The sequence below is a fragment of the Devosia sp. A449 genome, from assembly GCF_054489375.1.
On the sequence record NZ_JBTMWU010000004.1, the window covers coordinates 137,342 to 152,068 of the forward strand.

At 61.7% G+C, this 14,727-nt stretch carries 16 protein-coding genes; 13 read left to right on the top strand and 3 right to left on the bottom strand.

Annotation, left to right across the window (positions count from 1 at the left end):
• The first annotated feature begins 66 nt into the window (after window positions 1-66).
• Entirely contained in the window at window positions 67-300 is a 234-nt protein-coding gene (locus ACX3OW_RS13115; RefSeq protein ID WP_459096230.1) for a substrate-binding domain-containing protein, read from the top strand.
• 181 nt (window positions 301-481) lie between these two features.
• On the opposite strand, the gene ACX3OW_RS13120 is transcribed toward ACX3OW_RS13115, so the two are convergent.
• Complete coding sequence (locus ACX3OW_RS13120) at window positions 482-1,123, bottom strand: dihydrofolate reductase family protein (RefSeq protein WP_459096231.1); 642 nt, start codon at window positions 1,121-1,123, stop codon at window positions 482-484.
• A gap of 120 nt (window positions 1,124-1,243) precedes the next feature.
• Here ACX3OW_RS13120 and ACX3OW_RS13125 point away from each other — a divergent pair, with 120 nt between their 5' ends.
• Together ACX3OW_RS13125 and ACX3OW_RS13130 are read left to right on the top strand one after the other, a co-directional pair.
• On the top strand, window positions 1,244-1,594 hold the full coding sequence (locus ACX3OW_RS13125; protein ID WP_459096232.1) for an ArsR/SmtB family transcription factor: 351 nt from the start codon (window positions 1,244-1,246) through the stop codon (window positions 1,592-1,594).
• Window positions 1,578-2,057, top strand: coding sequence for an SRPBCC family protein (locus ACX3OW_RS13130; RefSeq protein WP_459096233.1), 480 nt, complete (start codon window positions 1,578-1,580; stop codon window positions 2,055-2,057). Before ACX3OW_RS13125 ends, ACX3OW_RS13130 begins: the two co-directional genes overlap by 17 nt.
• A 226-nt stretch (window positions 2,058-2,283) precedes the next feature.
• Here the strand turns inward: ACX3OW_RS13130 and ACX3OW_RS13135 are convergent, their stop codons facing one another.
• Together ACX3OW_RS13135 and ACX3OW_RS13140 are read right to left on the bottom strand one after the other, a co-directional pair.
• Window positions 2,284-2,724 carry a MaoC family dehydratase gene (locus tag ACX3OW_RS13135; protein WP_459096234.1) on the bottom strand — a complete coding sequence of 147 codons (441 nt, stop codon included), beginning with the start codon at window positions 2,722-2,724 and terminating at the stop codon, window positions 2,284-2,286.
• Window positions 2,721-3,158 (bottom strand): acyl-CoA thioesterase, encoded by a 438-nt coding sequence (locus tag ACX3OW_RS13140; protein ID WP_459096235.1) that lies wholly within the window; start codon window positions 3,156-3,158, stop codon window positions 2,721-2,723. The genes ACX3OW_RS13135 and ACX3OW_RS13140 overlap by 4 nt, the downstream gene beginning before the upstream one ends.
• 178 nt (window positions 3,159-3,336) lie before the next feature.
• Between ACX3OW_RS13140 and ACX3OW_RS13145 the strand changes: the two genes are divergently transcribed.
• From ACX3OW_RS13145 to ACX3OW_RS13190, 10 genes are all read left to right on the top strand, one after another.
• Window positions 3,337-4,140, top strand: coding sequence for an enoyl-CoA hydratase/isomerase family protein (locus tag ACX3OW_RS13145; protein WP_459096236.1), 804 nt, complete (start codon window positions 3,337-3,339; stop codon window positions 4,138-4,140).
• Window positions 4,137-5,936 (top strand): ABC transporter permease subunit, encoded by a 1,800-nt coding sequence (locus ACX3OW_RS13150; protein ID WP_459096237.1) that lies wholly within the window; start codon window positions 4,137-4,139, stop codon window positions 5,934-5,936. Before ACX3OW_RS13145 ends, ACX3OW_RS13150 begins: the two co-directional genes overlap by 4 nt.
• Window positions 5,937-5,980: 44 nt before the next feature.
• Window positions 5,981-7,060: an extracellular solute-binding protein gene (locus ACX3OW_RS13155; protein WP_459096238.1), complete on the top strand. Its 1,080-nt coding sequence runs from the start codon at window positions 5,981-5,983 to the stop codon at window positions 7,058-7,060.
• 127 nt (window positions 7,061-7,187) lie between these two features.
• Window positions 7,188-8,261, top strand: a complete 1,074-nt coding sequence (locus ACX3OW_RS13160) for an ABC transporter ATP-binding protein (RefSeq protein ID WP_459096239.1) — start codon at window positions 7,188-7,190, stop codon at window positions 8,259-8,261.
• A gap of 79 nt (window positions 8,262-8,340) precedes the next feature.
• On the top strand, window positions 8,341-10,377 hold the full coding sequence (locus ACX3OW_RS13165; RefSeq protein WP_459096240.1) for an acetate--CoA ligase family protein: 2,037 nt from the start codon (window positions 8,341-8,343) through the stop codon (window positions 10,375-10,377).
• A gap of 77 nt (window positions 10,378-10,454) precedes the next feature.
• The gene (locus ACX3OW_RS13170; protein WP_459096241.1) at window positions 10,455-11,564 is read left to right on the top strand and encodes an NAD(P)/FAD-dependent oxidoreductase; all 1,110 of its coding nucleotides are present in this window, start codon (window positions 10,455-10,457) and stop codon (window positions 11,562-11,564) included.
• Entirely contained in the window at window positions 11,548-11,850 is a 303-nt protein-coding gene (locus ACX3OW_RS13175; RefSeq protein WP_459096242.1) for a (2Fe-2S)-binding protein, read from the top strand. Before ACX3OW_RS13170 ends, ACX3OW_RS13175 begins: the two co-directional genes overlap by 17 nt.
• Entirely contained in the window at window positions 11,847-13,268 is a 1,422-nt protein-coding gene (locus ACX3OW_RS13180; protein ID WP_459096243.1) for an FAD/NAD(P)-dependent oxidoreductase, read from the top strand. Before ACX3OW_RS13175 ends, ACX3OW_RS13180 begins: the two co-directional genes overlap by 4 nt.
• A complete protein-coding gene (locus tag ACX3OW_RS13185; protein ID WP_459096244.1) occupies window positions 13,265-13,651 on the top strand; it encodes a RidA family protein in 387 nt (128 codons plus the stop codon). The genes ACX3OW_RS13180 and ACX3OW_RS13185 overlap by 4 nt, the downstream gene beginning before the upstream one ends.
• Before the next feature lie 57 nt (window positions 13,652-13,708).
• Window positions 13,709-14,716, top strand: a complete 1,008-nt coding sequence (locus ACX3OW_RS13190) for a LacI family DNA-binding transcriptional regulator (RefSeq protein WP_459096245.1) — start codon at window positions 13,709-13,711, stop codon at window positions 14,714-14,716.
• Window positions 14,717-14,727 lie beyond the last annotated feature (11 nt).

Consider the following 14,727-nt stretch of genomic DNA (forward strand, 5'->3'; position numbering starts at 1 on the left):
GTTTTGACGACGTGACCGCCACGGTGCGAGCTTTGCTTGAGGGGGCCGAGCCGCCGGACGCGCTGTTTGGCTGGGCCGACGATTTATGCGCTCGAGGTGCTGAGTGCGGTCCGTGCGCTGGGCCTGCGGGTGCCTGAGGACGTGGGCTTTATCGGCTACGACAATTCCGCGCCATGCGCATTCACGCAGAACAGTCTCACCAGCATCGATCAGTCCGGACGGCTGCTCGGCCTGCAGGCTACGCGGCTGCTGATCGAGCGGATCAAGGGGCGCAGCGAGGCCGAAAACATTTCGTGGTGACGCCGCGCGTCGTCGCCCGCAACAGTTCAGCACGCCGTCAGCACTGACGGGAATGCTGGCAGCATGCTGAGTGTTTTCTTGCGGTTTTCTTGCGGTTTTCTCGTGCCGCGGATAGCCCGGCGTCGGTCACCGCGCGGATGCGACCCCCTTTGAGCGCAAGCTGACGGACTTTTCCCGAGAGCTAGCGTTGAAAGGTGAGGTGAATGATGCCGCTTTCGGCGGTTTCCGAGTTTACCGTGTAGCCGGCCTCCAGGCCGCGTAGATCGTCCCAGAGGCGGATGCCTTGCCCGAGCAGAATCGGCGTAATGGCGACATGCAGGTGGTCGACAAGGCCGGCCTTGAGGTAGTCGCGCACCATGCTGGGGCCGCCGCCAATTCTGACATCCTTGCCGTTGGCGACGCTCGTGGCCTGCTGCAGCGCATCGGTCTGGGTGGCGTTGATAAAATGGAAAATGGTGCCACCCGCCATTTCAATGGCGGGACGCGGCGTGTGGGTCAGGACAAAGACCGGGCAGCGGAAGGGCGGTTCGTCGCCCCACCATCCCTTCCAGTTCGGGTCATCGGGGAAGTTATGCAGGCCGAATTTGCCCGCCCCCATGATTTCCGCGCCGATATTGGCGAAGTAATCCTGCGCATATTTATCGTCCAGGCCAGTGGTGCCTTTGCCGCTGGTGTCCTTGAGCACGCGCTGCTGGAATGTCCTTGTCGCCGCATAGGCGCCGACGAGGCGCGGCCAGTCCTCGCCAAAGGGCTTTTCGGGTGTTTGGTCGGTGGTTGTGGCGAAGCCATCAAGCGAAATGATAAGATCAACACGAACGGCCATGCGAGGGCTCCTTCTGCAGGTGGATTTACTAAGGTGACTGCCTTTGTATTTTATGCCAAATGGTAAGGCAAGTGCCTTATTGTTATTGACCCATGCCCTGATCCGTTCTAGCTGAGTCCGATGCCTTCCCATTCGACTTCACTCGATCGAGCCTTTCACGCCCTCAGCGACCCGACGCGCCGTGCGGTGATGTCGCGGCTCGCTGAGGGGGAATTGCCGGTCAGCATCCTGGCCGAGCCATTCGACATGGCGCTGCCTTCCTTCGCGCAACATCTCAAGGTGCTGGAGGATTGCGGGTTGATCGCCAGCGAAAAGCGCGGGCGTAGCCGCTGGTGCCGCCTGGAACGGGCGCGCTTCGACGAGGCCGCGAACTGGATGGAAGCGGAGCGCCAGCGCTGGGCCGAGCGGCTCGATCGGCTGGAGACCTATTTGGACAAGACGGGAAGAGATGACGATGGCAAAGCTGTTTGAGACCTGGTCGCTCGAGCGCGAGATCGTGCTGGTCAAGGTGCTGAAGCACCCGCGCCATAAGGTCTTCGCCGCCTGGATGGACCCGGATGCGCTGGCGCAATGGTATGGCCCGACGGGCCTCACCATCGAGAACCACGAGGCCGATATTCGCGAGGGCGGGGTGTGGCGCTTCGACATGGTGGGCGTGTTCGAGGGCCAGGAGCAGCGCTTCCCCAATCTCATGGGCTTCCTCAAGATCGTGCCGAACGAGCTGATTGTGGCGGATTATGGCTCCCCGGACCCCAACGACCCGGAACGCTTCCGCATGACGATCACCTTCGATGAACAGGCCGACGGCAAGACTGTGCTGACCATGCGCCAGCTTCACCCAAGCCGCGAACGCCGCCAGGTGGTCGTCGGTTTCGGCGCGGTGGAATATGGGCTGCAGACGCTGGACGGCCTTGCCACCTGGCTGGATGGCTGAAACGCCGCCCATTCAGGGGAGGTGGCGGCCGTCCGTCCACAGTGTCCATTAACGGCCGCTGTCAGGACTTTCGGTCGCCAATCTGGTCGATCCGTCAGAATTTTGCGCGATTCCGACTTTTGCACCGGCCGAGGTCTGGCCGTTGCGGTGGGGCGAGGGCAGGGCGGTCAGATCGACGCTTTGCCCGTCCCATTCAAGCACGATGCGCGGCCGAGATAGCCTCTTGCTACAGGCGGCGATCGCGTGATTGTACGAATAGAATGGCTTCGCCGGTCAGGACCACGACGCCGTCGCAGGTGCAAGTCGTGTCCAGATGGACGCGATTGCGCTCCGGCTCCAGCTTGGTGATGCGAACCTCGGCCTCCACCGTGGCTCCGGGGCGGACCGGGGCGCGAAACTCCAGTGTCTGTTTGATGTAGACATTGCCGGGTCCGGGCAGGCGCGTCCCGAGTACGGATGACACGATGCCGCCGGTCAGCATGCCATGGGCAATTCTGCCGCCGAAGCGGGTTTGCTTGGCCCATTCCTCGTCCATGTGGATCGGATTGAAGTCGCCGACGGCGGTGGCGAACATTTCGATATCCGCCACTGTGACCGTCTTGCTCAGGCTGGCCGACATGCCGACGGCCAGATCTTCAAAGCAATAGCCCGCTGCAATCACGCTCATCGCACAAATTCTCCATCGAAATCTGGGGTGTCGGCGAGGAATGGTTCCAGGCGAAGCCGGACCTCCTCGGGGATCGGCGTGGCCTTGTTGGCGGCGTAATCCATGTGAACATAGGTGCAGCGTCCGGCAGAGCTGATGCAGTCATCCTGCATGATGACCTCATTGACCTGAAAGCTGCTCCGGCCGAGGCGCCGGACCCAGGTGAGCACCCGGACGTCGGACGCCAGATAGATCTGGCGCTTGTAGCGAATCTCCATCGACACCAGCGCCAGGGCCCAGCGCTCGAACGACATTTCGGGCGTGATCGCGCGGAAGATTTCGCGGCGTCCGGCCTCAAACCAGATCGCCGAGGTCACATTGTTGATGTGCCCCGCACCATCGGTTTCCGAGACGCGTGGCGTGATGTCCGTTCTGATCGAATTGGCCGGTATCACCGCATTTCCTCCCTATGCATCCGAATTCATAGATTAAGCCATTGCCGCCACCTAACACGGAAAGTCCGCATAAAAAAAGCTGAAACTGGCTGAATCTTGTTTGCATGCGTATGCATTTCATGCAACAACGACGCTGCAAAACTTGATCGGATGGGGAGGAGCCTCGTTGATGTACGAATTGATCAAGGTCGATGTACGGGCAGGAATTGGCTATCTGACCTGGAATCGGCCGCGCGTTCATAATGCGATTTCGCCTGAAATGATGGCCGAGACGATGGACGCCCTGTCGGTGCTGGGCGGTCGTGATGACGTCCGTGTCATCATCCTGTCGGGCGAGGGGAAGTCATTCAGTTCGGGTTGCGACATCAGTGTCTCCGCCGACCGGAAGACTGAAGGAATCGACGAATGGCGGGCCCGCTACCAGAAGAGCCTGCAGTTCATGCTCAGCTTCTGGCGCTGCCCCAAGCCGGTCATCGCTTCGATCCACGGCTACTGCCTGGCGGGCGGTTTTGAGGCCAGTCTGGCCTGCGATATTTCCGTTGCGGCCGAAAGCGCGCGCTTTGGCATGCCGGAAGCCAAAATGGGGTCGCCGAGCATTTCGCTCATGCTGCCATGGCTCGCTGGCCCGAAAGTGGCGAAAGAAATTCTGATGTGCGCGGAGGATTCATTCTCTGCCGCCCGGGCCAAGGAAGCGGGCATTCTGAACCATGTCGTGCCCGACGCGGAGCGCGAGGAGTTTGTGCTCAAGATCGCCAACCACATCGTCGGCGCATCGCCCGTTGCGGTGGCCTATTACAAGCGCGCCATCAACCAGACTTTTGAAATTATGGGCCTGACAGCGGCTCTCGATGCCAATGTCGAGGCGGCGGCCAGCATGAAGGGCATTGTCGACAAGGACCGCGACGAATTTCTGCGCATCCGCAAAGATCAGGGTCTTAACGCGGCGATTGCCTGGCGCGTGTCGCGGGTCGGTGCGCAATGACCATTGCTGACACACAGCCGCAGGCTGGACGTGGCGGCGTGCGCTCGTGGCGCCAGCGTCCCTTTTTCTCACTGCTTCCGCTCATCCCGGCCTGGGCCTTCCTGCTGCTCTTCTTTGCCCTGCCGCTGATTTTCGTCACCGGCGCGAGCATCTTCGATGAGGATGGGGCGCTGTCGCTGCAGAATTTTATCCGGCTTGCCGAGGCGCCGGTCTATTGGCGCATTCTGCTCAATACGCTGGATATTGCGTTCTGGACGGCCTGCATCACGGTTCTGGTCGGCTATCCGCTAGCCCGCTTGCTGGCCTCCGGGCAGCGCAGTGGCAGTAGCTTTTTGATGATCGCCATCATGATCCCGCTCTGGACCAGTTTTCTGGTCCGGGCGCTGGCCTGGATGCTGATCCTGTCCAGATATGGCGTCGCCAACAGCACGATGCTCTCGCTGGGCATACTCGATACGCCGGCGCGGCTGGTGAACAACTATCCGGCGGTGCTGCTGGCCATGGTGCATGGCATGATGCCGCTGGCGGTGCTGACGATGTATTCTGTCATGCAGAACATCGATCCGGCTCTGACCCGTGCCGCTTCGACGCTTGGCGCGCGCTCCGGTAACGCCTTCTGGCGGGTGTATTTCCCGATTTCGCTGCCCGGCGTGGCTTCGGCGTGGCTGGTGGTCTTTGTCTCCGCGCTCGGCACCTTCATCGTGCCGGTAATGCTGGGCAGTCCGCGCGAAATGATGATTGCCGGCTCGATCGTCGAGCAGATCAACAACAACTTCAATTGGGGCTTTGCCGGCGCGCTGACCGTCATGCTGCTCGGCGCCACACTGCTGGTCTATGTGGTGTTCGAGCGAACGCTGGGTAGCTCGGTGCTGTCTGGCGGGGCGGTAAGCTCGGCCTCGAGTGGCGCGCGCACCGGGCGGATCCAGCAGTGGATGCGGCCGATCGGCCGGAAAATCCTGGCTGTCGCCGGCGATGTGACGGTGTTCTTCGAGAAAGCTCTCGAGCGGGTGCTGGGTCGGCGGCAGAGCGGCAGCGGTGTGCTGCTGAAGGCTACCGCCTGGCTGCTGGTTGCCTTCCTGGTGCTGCCAGTTGTTTTCGTGATCCCGGTGGCGTTCTCGGAAGACCGCTTCTTCAGCTGGCCGCCGGTTGGCTTCACCACCGAATGGTTCGAAACCTACTTCACCTCCAGGGTGTGGATGCAGGCGACGCTCAATTCACTGATGTTCGCCTTTGTCTCGGCCGTTGCATCCATGGTGCTCGGAATTCCTGCGGCGCTGGTCCTGGCGCGTCGAAGCGTGCCGATGCGGGCGCTGCTGATGATGCTGGTGCTGATGCCCCTCGTGCTGCCGAACGTCATCGTTGCGGTCGGGCTGTTCTATGTCTTCGCCTATCTCAACATGGTGGGCAGCATCTGGGCGATCATCATCGGCCATACGGTTCTGAACCTGCCCTATGTGATCATCACCGTCATGGCGGTGCTGAAAAACTACGACACCCGCCTGGACCATGCCAGCTGGACCCTGGGCGCCGGCAAGCTGCAGACCTTCCGTCTGGTGACCATGCCGATCTTGCAGGCCGGCATTACCGCAGCCTTCCTGTTCTCGTTCGTCCGGTCCTTCGATGATCTGTCGATCGTGCTCTTCCTGGGAGCAGGACAGCTCAGCACCCTGCCTTTGCAGCTCTGGTCGACCGCCCTGGTCGGCATCGACTCGACACTCGCCGCCGTATCGACCGTCATTTTCGGTGCTGTCTGCATCGTGGTCGTGGCGGCAATCAGAATTGGTTCGAAAAAGTAACAGTAACGATCCAATGCCGTCTCTTAATGTGGAGGAAAAAGAACATGAAGAGCATCAATATATCGCGCAGAAGTGCATTGAAGGTCATCGGGGCGTCGTCCGCTCTGCTGGCAACTCCGGCAATATTTACCCGCGCCTATGCGCAGGACGGTAACTTCTCGGTCGGTATCCCCGGCGGCTACGAGAAGGCTTTCCAGACTGCGTTCCTCGACCCCTATGAGCAGGAATTCGGCGTGAAGCCGACGCCCATCCTCGCCGGCACGTCGACGGTCGAGATCAAGGCCCAGGTCGAAACCGGCAAGTTCTTCTACGACGTCCGCTTCAGCGTGGCGGCGACCGGCAACGAGGTTCTGGCCGAGGCCGGTCTGCTTGAGCGGATCGACGATATCGACTCCGAGGATGTGCAGGCGATCTATGCCGCCATGCCCGAAGCGCAGCGCCGTCCGACTTTCCTGCCGCATGGCCTGTCGGCACAGGTCATTGCCTTTCAGGACCATCTGAACTTCGAAAACTACGCCGATATCTGGGACCACAAGAACCTGCCCGGAGCGCGTGCACTGCGCGGCCAGGGCAAGGATACGATTGAAGCTGCCCTGCGCTCGATGGGCAAGCGCCCGAGCGAAACGGCCGCGTTCCTCGCGGACGAAAATGGCTGGAAGCAGGTCTTCGCCCGGTTGGACGAGATCAAGGAGCATGTGACCAACTGGTGGGAAGAAGACTCCGACATTACCCGCCTGCTCGGCGCCCGCGAGGTCGATGTGACGGCTTTCCCGCATCACCGGGCCATGGCCGCCGTCGAAAGCGGCGCCAAGATCAAGTTCAACTATAGCCAGAGCATGACGACCGCGCTCGGCTGGGTCATTCCCAAGAACAGCCCGCAGGCCGAGGCAGGACGCAAGTTCATCGCATTCTGCTCGCGTCCCGACCGGGCGGCCGCGTTCTCCCAGGATGTGCCGATGGGGCCGGTGCATCCCGGCGTCATGGCGCTGCTCGACCCGGCCTTCGCGGCCACGCTGCCGACCCATCCCGACAATATCGGCAAGATCGAAGCCGAGGACGTGGTGTTCTGGCACCAGAACCAGGGCAAGGCGAATGAACGCTTCAAAGAGTGGCTGCTCGCATAACGAGAGTCTCTGACCGCAGCGGCATGCGACCAATCCGGCCGCATGCCGACCTCAGGATCGCAGACTGATGGTTGGCCACGCCGCATATTCGGCACGCCCAAAGCCCGAGCCGGCAAGGAATTTTTAAATGGATCTAAAACTGAAAATCGAGGGAGTGAGCAAGTCCTACGGAGTTGTCAAAGCCCTGAATCCGATCTCCGTGGATGTGCCGGCCGGCGAATTTCTGACGCTGCTCGGGCCGTCGGGATCCGGCAAAACCACCTTGCTGCAGATATTGTCGGGGCTGGTGGCGCCGGACGGTGGTGCCGTATGGATCGACGGCAAGCTCGCAACGCATCTGCCGCCCTCCCAGCGCGATATCGGCATGGTGTTCCAGAGCTATGCGCTGTTTCCCCATATGACGGTCGCGGAAAATGTTGCCTTTCCGCTGCAGATGCGCGGCATGAAGAGCGCCGACATCGCTCCGAAAGTGCGACGGATTCTGGACATTGTGCAGCTGCCGCATATGGCGGACCGGTTTCCGAAAGAGCTGTCGGGCGGCCAGCAGCAGCGTGTCGCTTTGGCGCGCTGTGCGGTCTATGAGCCGCCGATCATCCTGATGGACGAGCCGCTCGGCGCGCTCGACAAGAATCTGCGCGATCAGATGCAGCTGGAAATCATCCGCCTGCACAAGACGCTGGCCACCACCGTCCTCTACGTCACCCATGACCAGGAGGAGGCGATGGCCATGTCTGATCGGATTTGCCTGATGAAGGACGGCCAGATCGAACAACTCGGCACCCCGCATGAGCTCTATAGCGCGCCGCGGAGCGAGTTCGTCGCCAACTTCTTCGGGCGCTCCAATGTCTTTAAATGCACCGTCAAAAGCCGGCTCGACAATGTCGTGCTGCTGGAAGCGCCGGTCGGTCCGATGATCTCCAGCGAACGGCGCGGCGGGGCCGGGGCCAAGAGCGGGCAGACCGTATCGGTTGTCGTCCGGCCTGAGGATGTTTGTTTCCTTGCCGCTGGCGAGAGCGCGGACAACGAGATTGTTGTCCAGCTCGAACAGCGGGTGATGACCGGCGCGACCACACGCTATCTGGCGAAAAGCAAAGACAACACGCCGATTGAAATCCTGTCGTTCAGCTCAACCGAAACCGTGCCCGTGGGCGGCGAGTGTCGCGTGGGCTGGTCCAAGGAAAACGTCACTATCGTCTGCTGATCGCAAGCTCATCGAGCAGGTCGGCAGCAATAAGCTCGCTTCGCGCGAGCCGTATGAGGGAATTGATATGTATAGCAGTATGACGAAGCTCTTTTCGCCCAAGAGCGTAGCCGTTGTCGGGGCCAGTGAACGGGCCGGAAACCTGGGTGGCAGGTTGATTACGGCGCTGAAGAAGGGTGGCTATCAGGGCGAGATTTATGCCGTCCATCCCACCGCGACTGAAGTGTTTGGCGCGCCCTGTTTTCCGCGCATCGGCGACATCGGCACGACCGTCGATTTCGCGGCGCTTTCCGTGCCGGACAGCCAGTTGCTGCATGCCTATGAGGCCGCTATCGAGGCAGGCGTAAAGGGCTTCCAGATCCCGAACCGGGCCTATGATGCCGAGCGCAAGTCGCTGACCTATATTCCCGACCGCCTGCGCGATCTGGGGCTTGAGGCCGGTGTCGCGGTCTGCGGGCACAATTGCATGGGCTTCATGAATGTCCGCGACAGCGTGCGGATGACGCATAATCCGCCCCCGGGTGTGGATCTGACGCCCGGTGGCGTCTGCATCATCTCGCATAGCGGTTCGAGCTGGTCTGGCATCGTCGGCAGCCAGCGCGATCTGGCCCTGGATATCGCCGTTTCGGCCGGCGCGGAGGTGGTTTCGGGCTTCCCCGAATATATCGATTATTTCGCCTCGCTGCCGACGACGCGGGTGATTGGCCTTGTGGTGGAGACCATCCGCCGCCCCGAAGAATTCCTCGCCGCCGTCGGCAGTGCCTTCCGCAAGGGCATCCCGGTGGTCCTGCTGGCACTGGGTTCCACCGATGTCGGCGCCAAGTTCACCGAAGCCCATTCTGGCGGGCTCTCGAGCCCGCGTCAGGTGCTGGATGCCATCGGTCGGAAATACGGGGTCATCGTCACCAAGACGCTCGATGAATTCCTCGATTGCATCGAAGCCTTCCGCACGGTTCGGATTCCGACCGCTTTGAGCGCGGGCGTTATCAGCGATTCCGGCGGCGAGCGTCAGCTCATTGCGGACGTCTCAAGCTGGACCAATCTCAAGCTCGCCAGCTACACGGAGCAGACCAATAAGCGGCTGACCGAAATCCTTGAGGATGACGTCGTGATCGGCAATCCGCTGGATTCCATGGGGGATGCACCCATGGCCGATTCAGGCATCGCCATTGCCAAGGACCCCGCCGTCGGCGCCGTCGTGATCGGCAACAATCTGGTCGATGGCCGCCAGTTCATGATCGATGTCTCGAACTCGACGACCAAAATCCATGAGAGCACCGACAAGCCGGTTTTCATCTTTGGTAATCTCAGCACGTCGGTGTCGCGGCCGGGTGCACGCAATCTGCGCATGAAGGGCATTCCGGTGCTGATGGGCACCGAATCCGCCTGCTACGCCATTGGCTCGTTTCTGAGCTGGCATGAGAAGCGCCGGGATTCGGCCGCAACAGCCGCCGGGGCGGACCGCAAGCAGGCACCGGCGCTGCCGGCCCTGCCGGACAGTTTTACCCAGGACCAAAGCTATGCGCTGCTCGCCCAATGCGGCTTGCCCATGGCCCCCATGCTGGAGTCCGGCACGCTGCAGGACACGCTGAACAACGCGCAGTCGCTTGGCTATCCCGTGGTTCTCAAGACCGCCAATCCGGCCATTGCGCATAAATCCGATATCGGCGGCGTCATCCTCGGCATTCGCAATGAGGACGAGCTTGCCAGGCACTATGCCGATCTCGCGCAACGCTGCGGATCACAGGTGTCGCTGCAGCCCGCTTTGTCCGCCGATTATGAGTTGATCGTCGGCATGCATCGTGACCCGCGTTTTGGCCCGATCATGACGCTTGGCCTTGGCGGGGTGTTCACCGAGATCCTGCGCGACAGCGTCAATCTCCTGCCGCCGGTCTCCTTTGCCGAGTTCGAGATCAGCGTGAATGCACTGCGTGCGGCGCCGGTCCTGCACGGCGCAAGAGGGCAGCAGGGGGTGTCCCTGGCCGAACTGCACCAGGTGGTCCTGACCATCTCCGAGCTTGCGACGCAGAACCCGCGGATTACCGGCATCGACCTCAATCCCATCCTGGTGCGGAACGGCAAGTTGAGCATCGTCGATGCACTGATCACGGTCTGACATGGCGAGGGCGGGGAGCCACTGCTTCCCGCCCGCAATCCTGCGAACAGCGGCGATGACGCGGAATAGGCAAACGAATGCACGGTGAATTCGACTACGGGGTGATTGGCGGCGGCCTGGTCGGGGCATCGCTCGCCTATGGCTTGGCCAAGCGCGGCCAGAAGGTGGTTATGTTCGACGAGGCGGACATTGCCCGCCGGGCATCGCGTGGCAATTTCGCCCTGGTCTGGGTTCAGGGCAAGGGCGCTGCATTCCCGGTCTATTCGGATTGGACAATATCGTCCGCCATGGCGTGGAGCGGTTTTGCCGAGGAACTCCAGACCCTGACCGGCATTCCGCTGCACCATCGGCGGCCGGGCGGCTTCGTGCTCTGCCTGGACGAGGCTGAGCTTGCTAGCCGCGCCGATGAACTGGGCAAGCTGAAAGCCCATAATCCGGACTATCCGTTCGAGATTGTCGGTCGCAGCGAACTCGCAAAAATCCTGCCGCAGATCGGGCCCGACGTGGTCGGCGCGACCTATTGTGCGCTCGATGGTGACGTCAATTCGCTGATGCTGTTGCGCAGCCTGCATAGCGCTTTCGCGCTGCTGGGCGGCACGTCGCTGCCCGGCGCTAAGGTGCTCGATATTCAGTGCGACGGCGACGCATTTCGCCTCAAGACGCCGACGGGGCCGATCCAGGTCAACAAGGTCATCCTTGCCGCCGGGCTCGGCAACAAGGAACTCGGCAGCATGGTGGGCTTCGATGTGCCGGTCCGGGCGCAGCGTGGCGAGATCATGGTGACGGAAAAGATCGCCCCCTTCCTGCACCATCCGATGCATGTCATCCGGCAGACCAATGAGGGCGGCGTGATGATCGGCGACAGCCATGAGGAGGCCGATGACTACAATTCGGTCAGCCTGCCGATCCAGTCGGGCATGGCCAGCCGGGCGGTGCGGATGTTCCCCTGCCTGGAGGACCTCAATATCGTGCGAATGTGGTCGGCCCTGCGCGTCCTCAGTCGGGATGGCTATCCGATCTATGCCCAATCCAAAACCCATCCGGGCGCCTATCTGGTCACCTGCCACAGCGGCGTGACGCTGGCGGCGGCGCATGCCAACCGGCTGGTGCCAGCCCTATTGTCGGGCACCGAGGACGCAACCATCAACGCCTTCGGACTGGAGCGGTTTCATGCTGAAGCGGCTTGACGATTTGCCGGGTGAACCGGTGCGAATCCACATCGATGACCGCCTGGTGGAAATGCAGGCCAGTGACTCCGTGGCAGCGGCGCTGCTGCTGGCCGGACTGACCACCGTCAGGACCACATTGGTGTCCGGTGCGCCGCGTGCGCCCTATTGCATGATGGGCGTGTGTTTCGAATGCCTCGTGACCATCGACGGCGTGGCCAATCGGCAGGCCTGTATGGTCGACGTGCAAGAGGGCATGCAAGTTCAGACCCAGATCGAACGCCAGTCGGGGAGGGCGGCACCATGATCGCCACGCAATCGCTGCAAGCGCTCGACGATCACTACGCCCTCATCGTGATCGGCGCCGGTCCAGCCGGTATGGCCGCCGCCGTCGAGGCCAGCCGGCATGGGGTCAAAACCCTGGTGCTGGACGAGAATGCTGCCGTCGGCGGCCAGATCTACCGTGCGATTACCGCGACCACGCCGAAGCGGCTGGCCATTCTCGGCAAGGACTACGCCCAGGGCGCCAAGCTGGCCCAGGCCTTCACGCAGTCGAATGCCGCCTATCTTGCAAAGGCCACCGTCTGGCGGCTGAGCCCGGAGCGCGAAGTCGGGGTTTCCCACGATGGCGTCTCCCGCCTGATCACCGGCGACCGGGTCCTCGTGGCCACTGGCGCCATGGAGCGGCCTTTTCCGATTGCGGGCTGGACCTTGCCTGGCGTCATGACCGCCGGTGCAGCGCAAATTCTGCTGAAGGCGAGCGGCGCCGTCATGGGCCCGAAGCTGGTGCTGGCGGGCAGCGGGCCGTTGCTCTGGCTGCTGGCCAGCCAATATCTCGCCGCCAAGGTTCCCCTGCTGGCGATCCTGGATACGACGCCGAAGACCAATCTGCTGAAAGCTCTCCCGCATCTGGCAGGGTTCGTGGTCTCGCCCTATTTCGGCAAGGGGCTTGCTCTGATGAGCAAGGTGCGCCGGAGTGTGCGTGTCTTCTCCAATGTCGCCCAACTGCGGGCCGAGGGCGATGGCCAGCTTGAGCAGGTGCGGTTTACCGCCTCCGGCAAAGAGCACATTTTAGCGGTCGATCATCTCCTGCTGCATCAGGGCGTCGTCCCCGAGGTCAATCTGCTCCGCTCCGTCGGCTGCGATATGGTCTGGGACGATGAGCAAATCTGCTGGCACCCGATCGCCAATGCCGGCGGCGAGACCAGTGTTCCCGGCATCTATGTCGCCGGCGACGGTCGCGCCATCTATGGCGCCGAAGCCGCGCGGTTTTCCGGGCGGCGGGTGGCGCTCGAACTCTCGAAATCTCTGGGTGCGATGGAGGGCGAGGCTTTCGCTCAGGCCTGCACCGAGGTCGAGCGCGAGAGCCGGCCATATCTGCGGGGGCGCCTGTTCCTCGACCGCATGTTCAGGCCGCATTTGACCCATCGCGCGCCAGCCAACGATGCCGTTGCCTGTCGTTGCGAAGAGGTTATGGGCGCGACGCTGCGCGACACGGTTTCAAGCCTCAAGGTTCTTGGCCCCAATCAGCTCAAGGCGTTCCTGCGCTGCGGCATGGGGCCGTGTCAGGGCCGCCAATGCAGCCTCGGCATTACCGAAACCATTGCTGAAATACGCGGTGTTTCACCCGACGAAGTTGGCGCCTATCGCATCCGGCCACCGGTCAAGCCGGTTTCGGTCGGGCAGATCGCCAATTTACTGAGCGGAGCACAGGAACGGCATTGAGCCATTCGCTCCAAGACATGATCAAGAAAGGAAATGAAATGATCGACAGACGCTATAAAACCCCAATCATGCACCGCGCCGTGATTAATTCGGGCGTTATTTATCTGGGGGGCGTTGTTGCCGACGATTTTACGGTCGGAATGTCTGTGCAGATGGCACAGGTTTGCCAGAAGATCGAAACGATGCTGAACGAGCTGGAGTCAGGCAAAGACAAGCTGCTTCATGCAACGCTATATATTACGGACATGTCGCTTAAGAGCGAACTGAACGACGCCTGGACGGCATGGATCAGCCCCGAAAACCTGCCAGCGCGGGCGACGGTCGGCGTTGCCGATCTCGGCAAGGGCGTTCTCGTGGAAGCGGTTGTGACGGCCCGCCAATAAACATGAATGAGGCAAACGGTGTCTAGCGCGGCGAATGGTTCAGAGCCAAAGGCAAGAATGGGCGGTGTTACGGCGCGGGACGTCGCCCGCCATGCGGGTGTGTCCCAGTCTACGGTGTCACGCGCCTTCGCGAATGGTGATCTGGTGTCGAAAGAGACGCGAGACCGGATATTTTCGGCCGCCGAACTGCTTGGCTACCAGGTCAACATCATGGCGCGGGGCCTGAGTACGCAGAAATCCGGCCTCGTCGCCATCGTCACCGGCTCAACCCGGAACCCGTTCTACTGGGATGTGCTGCGGCTGCTTGACGAGCGTCTGCAGGCCCTGGGCATGCATGTCATGCTGATGACGGTGAAAGAGGGCGAGAACACCGATTCAGCGGTGCGCAAGGTGCATCAGTATCGCGTGGATGGCTTGCTGGTGCTGTCGGCGGAATTGTCGTCGAAGGCGATCGATGAATGCCGGGAGTTCGGTCTGCCGGTCGTGCTGTTCAACCGCTATGTCGAAAGCGGCGACGTCTCGGCGGTCGCTTGCGACAACGTCGTGGCCGGCCGGGATATCGCCCAGTTCCTCTACAACACCAACCATAAGCGGTTTGCCTTCATCTCCGGCCTGCAGGACAGCTCGACCAACAAGGACCGTTTCCAGGGCTATTCGGACCAACTGGCCAAACTCGGTTGCCCGCCGCCGCTCGTCGAGGGCGGAGACTTTACCTATGAGAGCGGCCGGCAAGCGGTGAAGCGGCTGATGCTGCAATCGGAACGCCCGGACGCGATTTTCTGCGCCAACGACATCACCGCAATCGGTGCGCTCGACGGGATCAAGGTGGATCTGGGATTGAGGGTGCCCGAGGACGTTTCGATTATCGGCTTCGACGATATCGCCATGGCGTCGTGGTCCGGCATCGAACTGACCACCATGCGGCAGCAGACGTCGCGGATGGTCGATAGCGCGCTTGAGATCCTGACCCAGCGAATTGACGCCCCCGAACTCAAAGCGGAATTCAGGCTCGAACCCGGAAAACTGATGATCCGGCGAACGGTGCGCTTGGACCGGCCAGCCTAGCGCACCGTAAG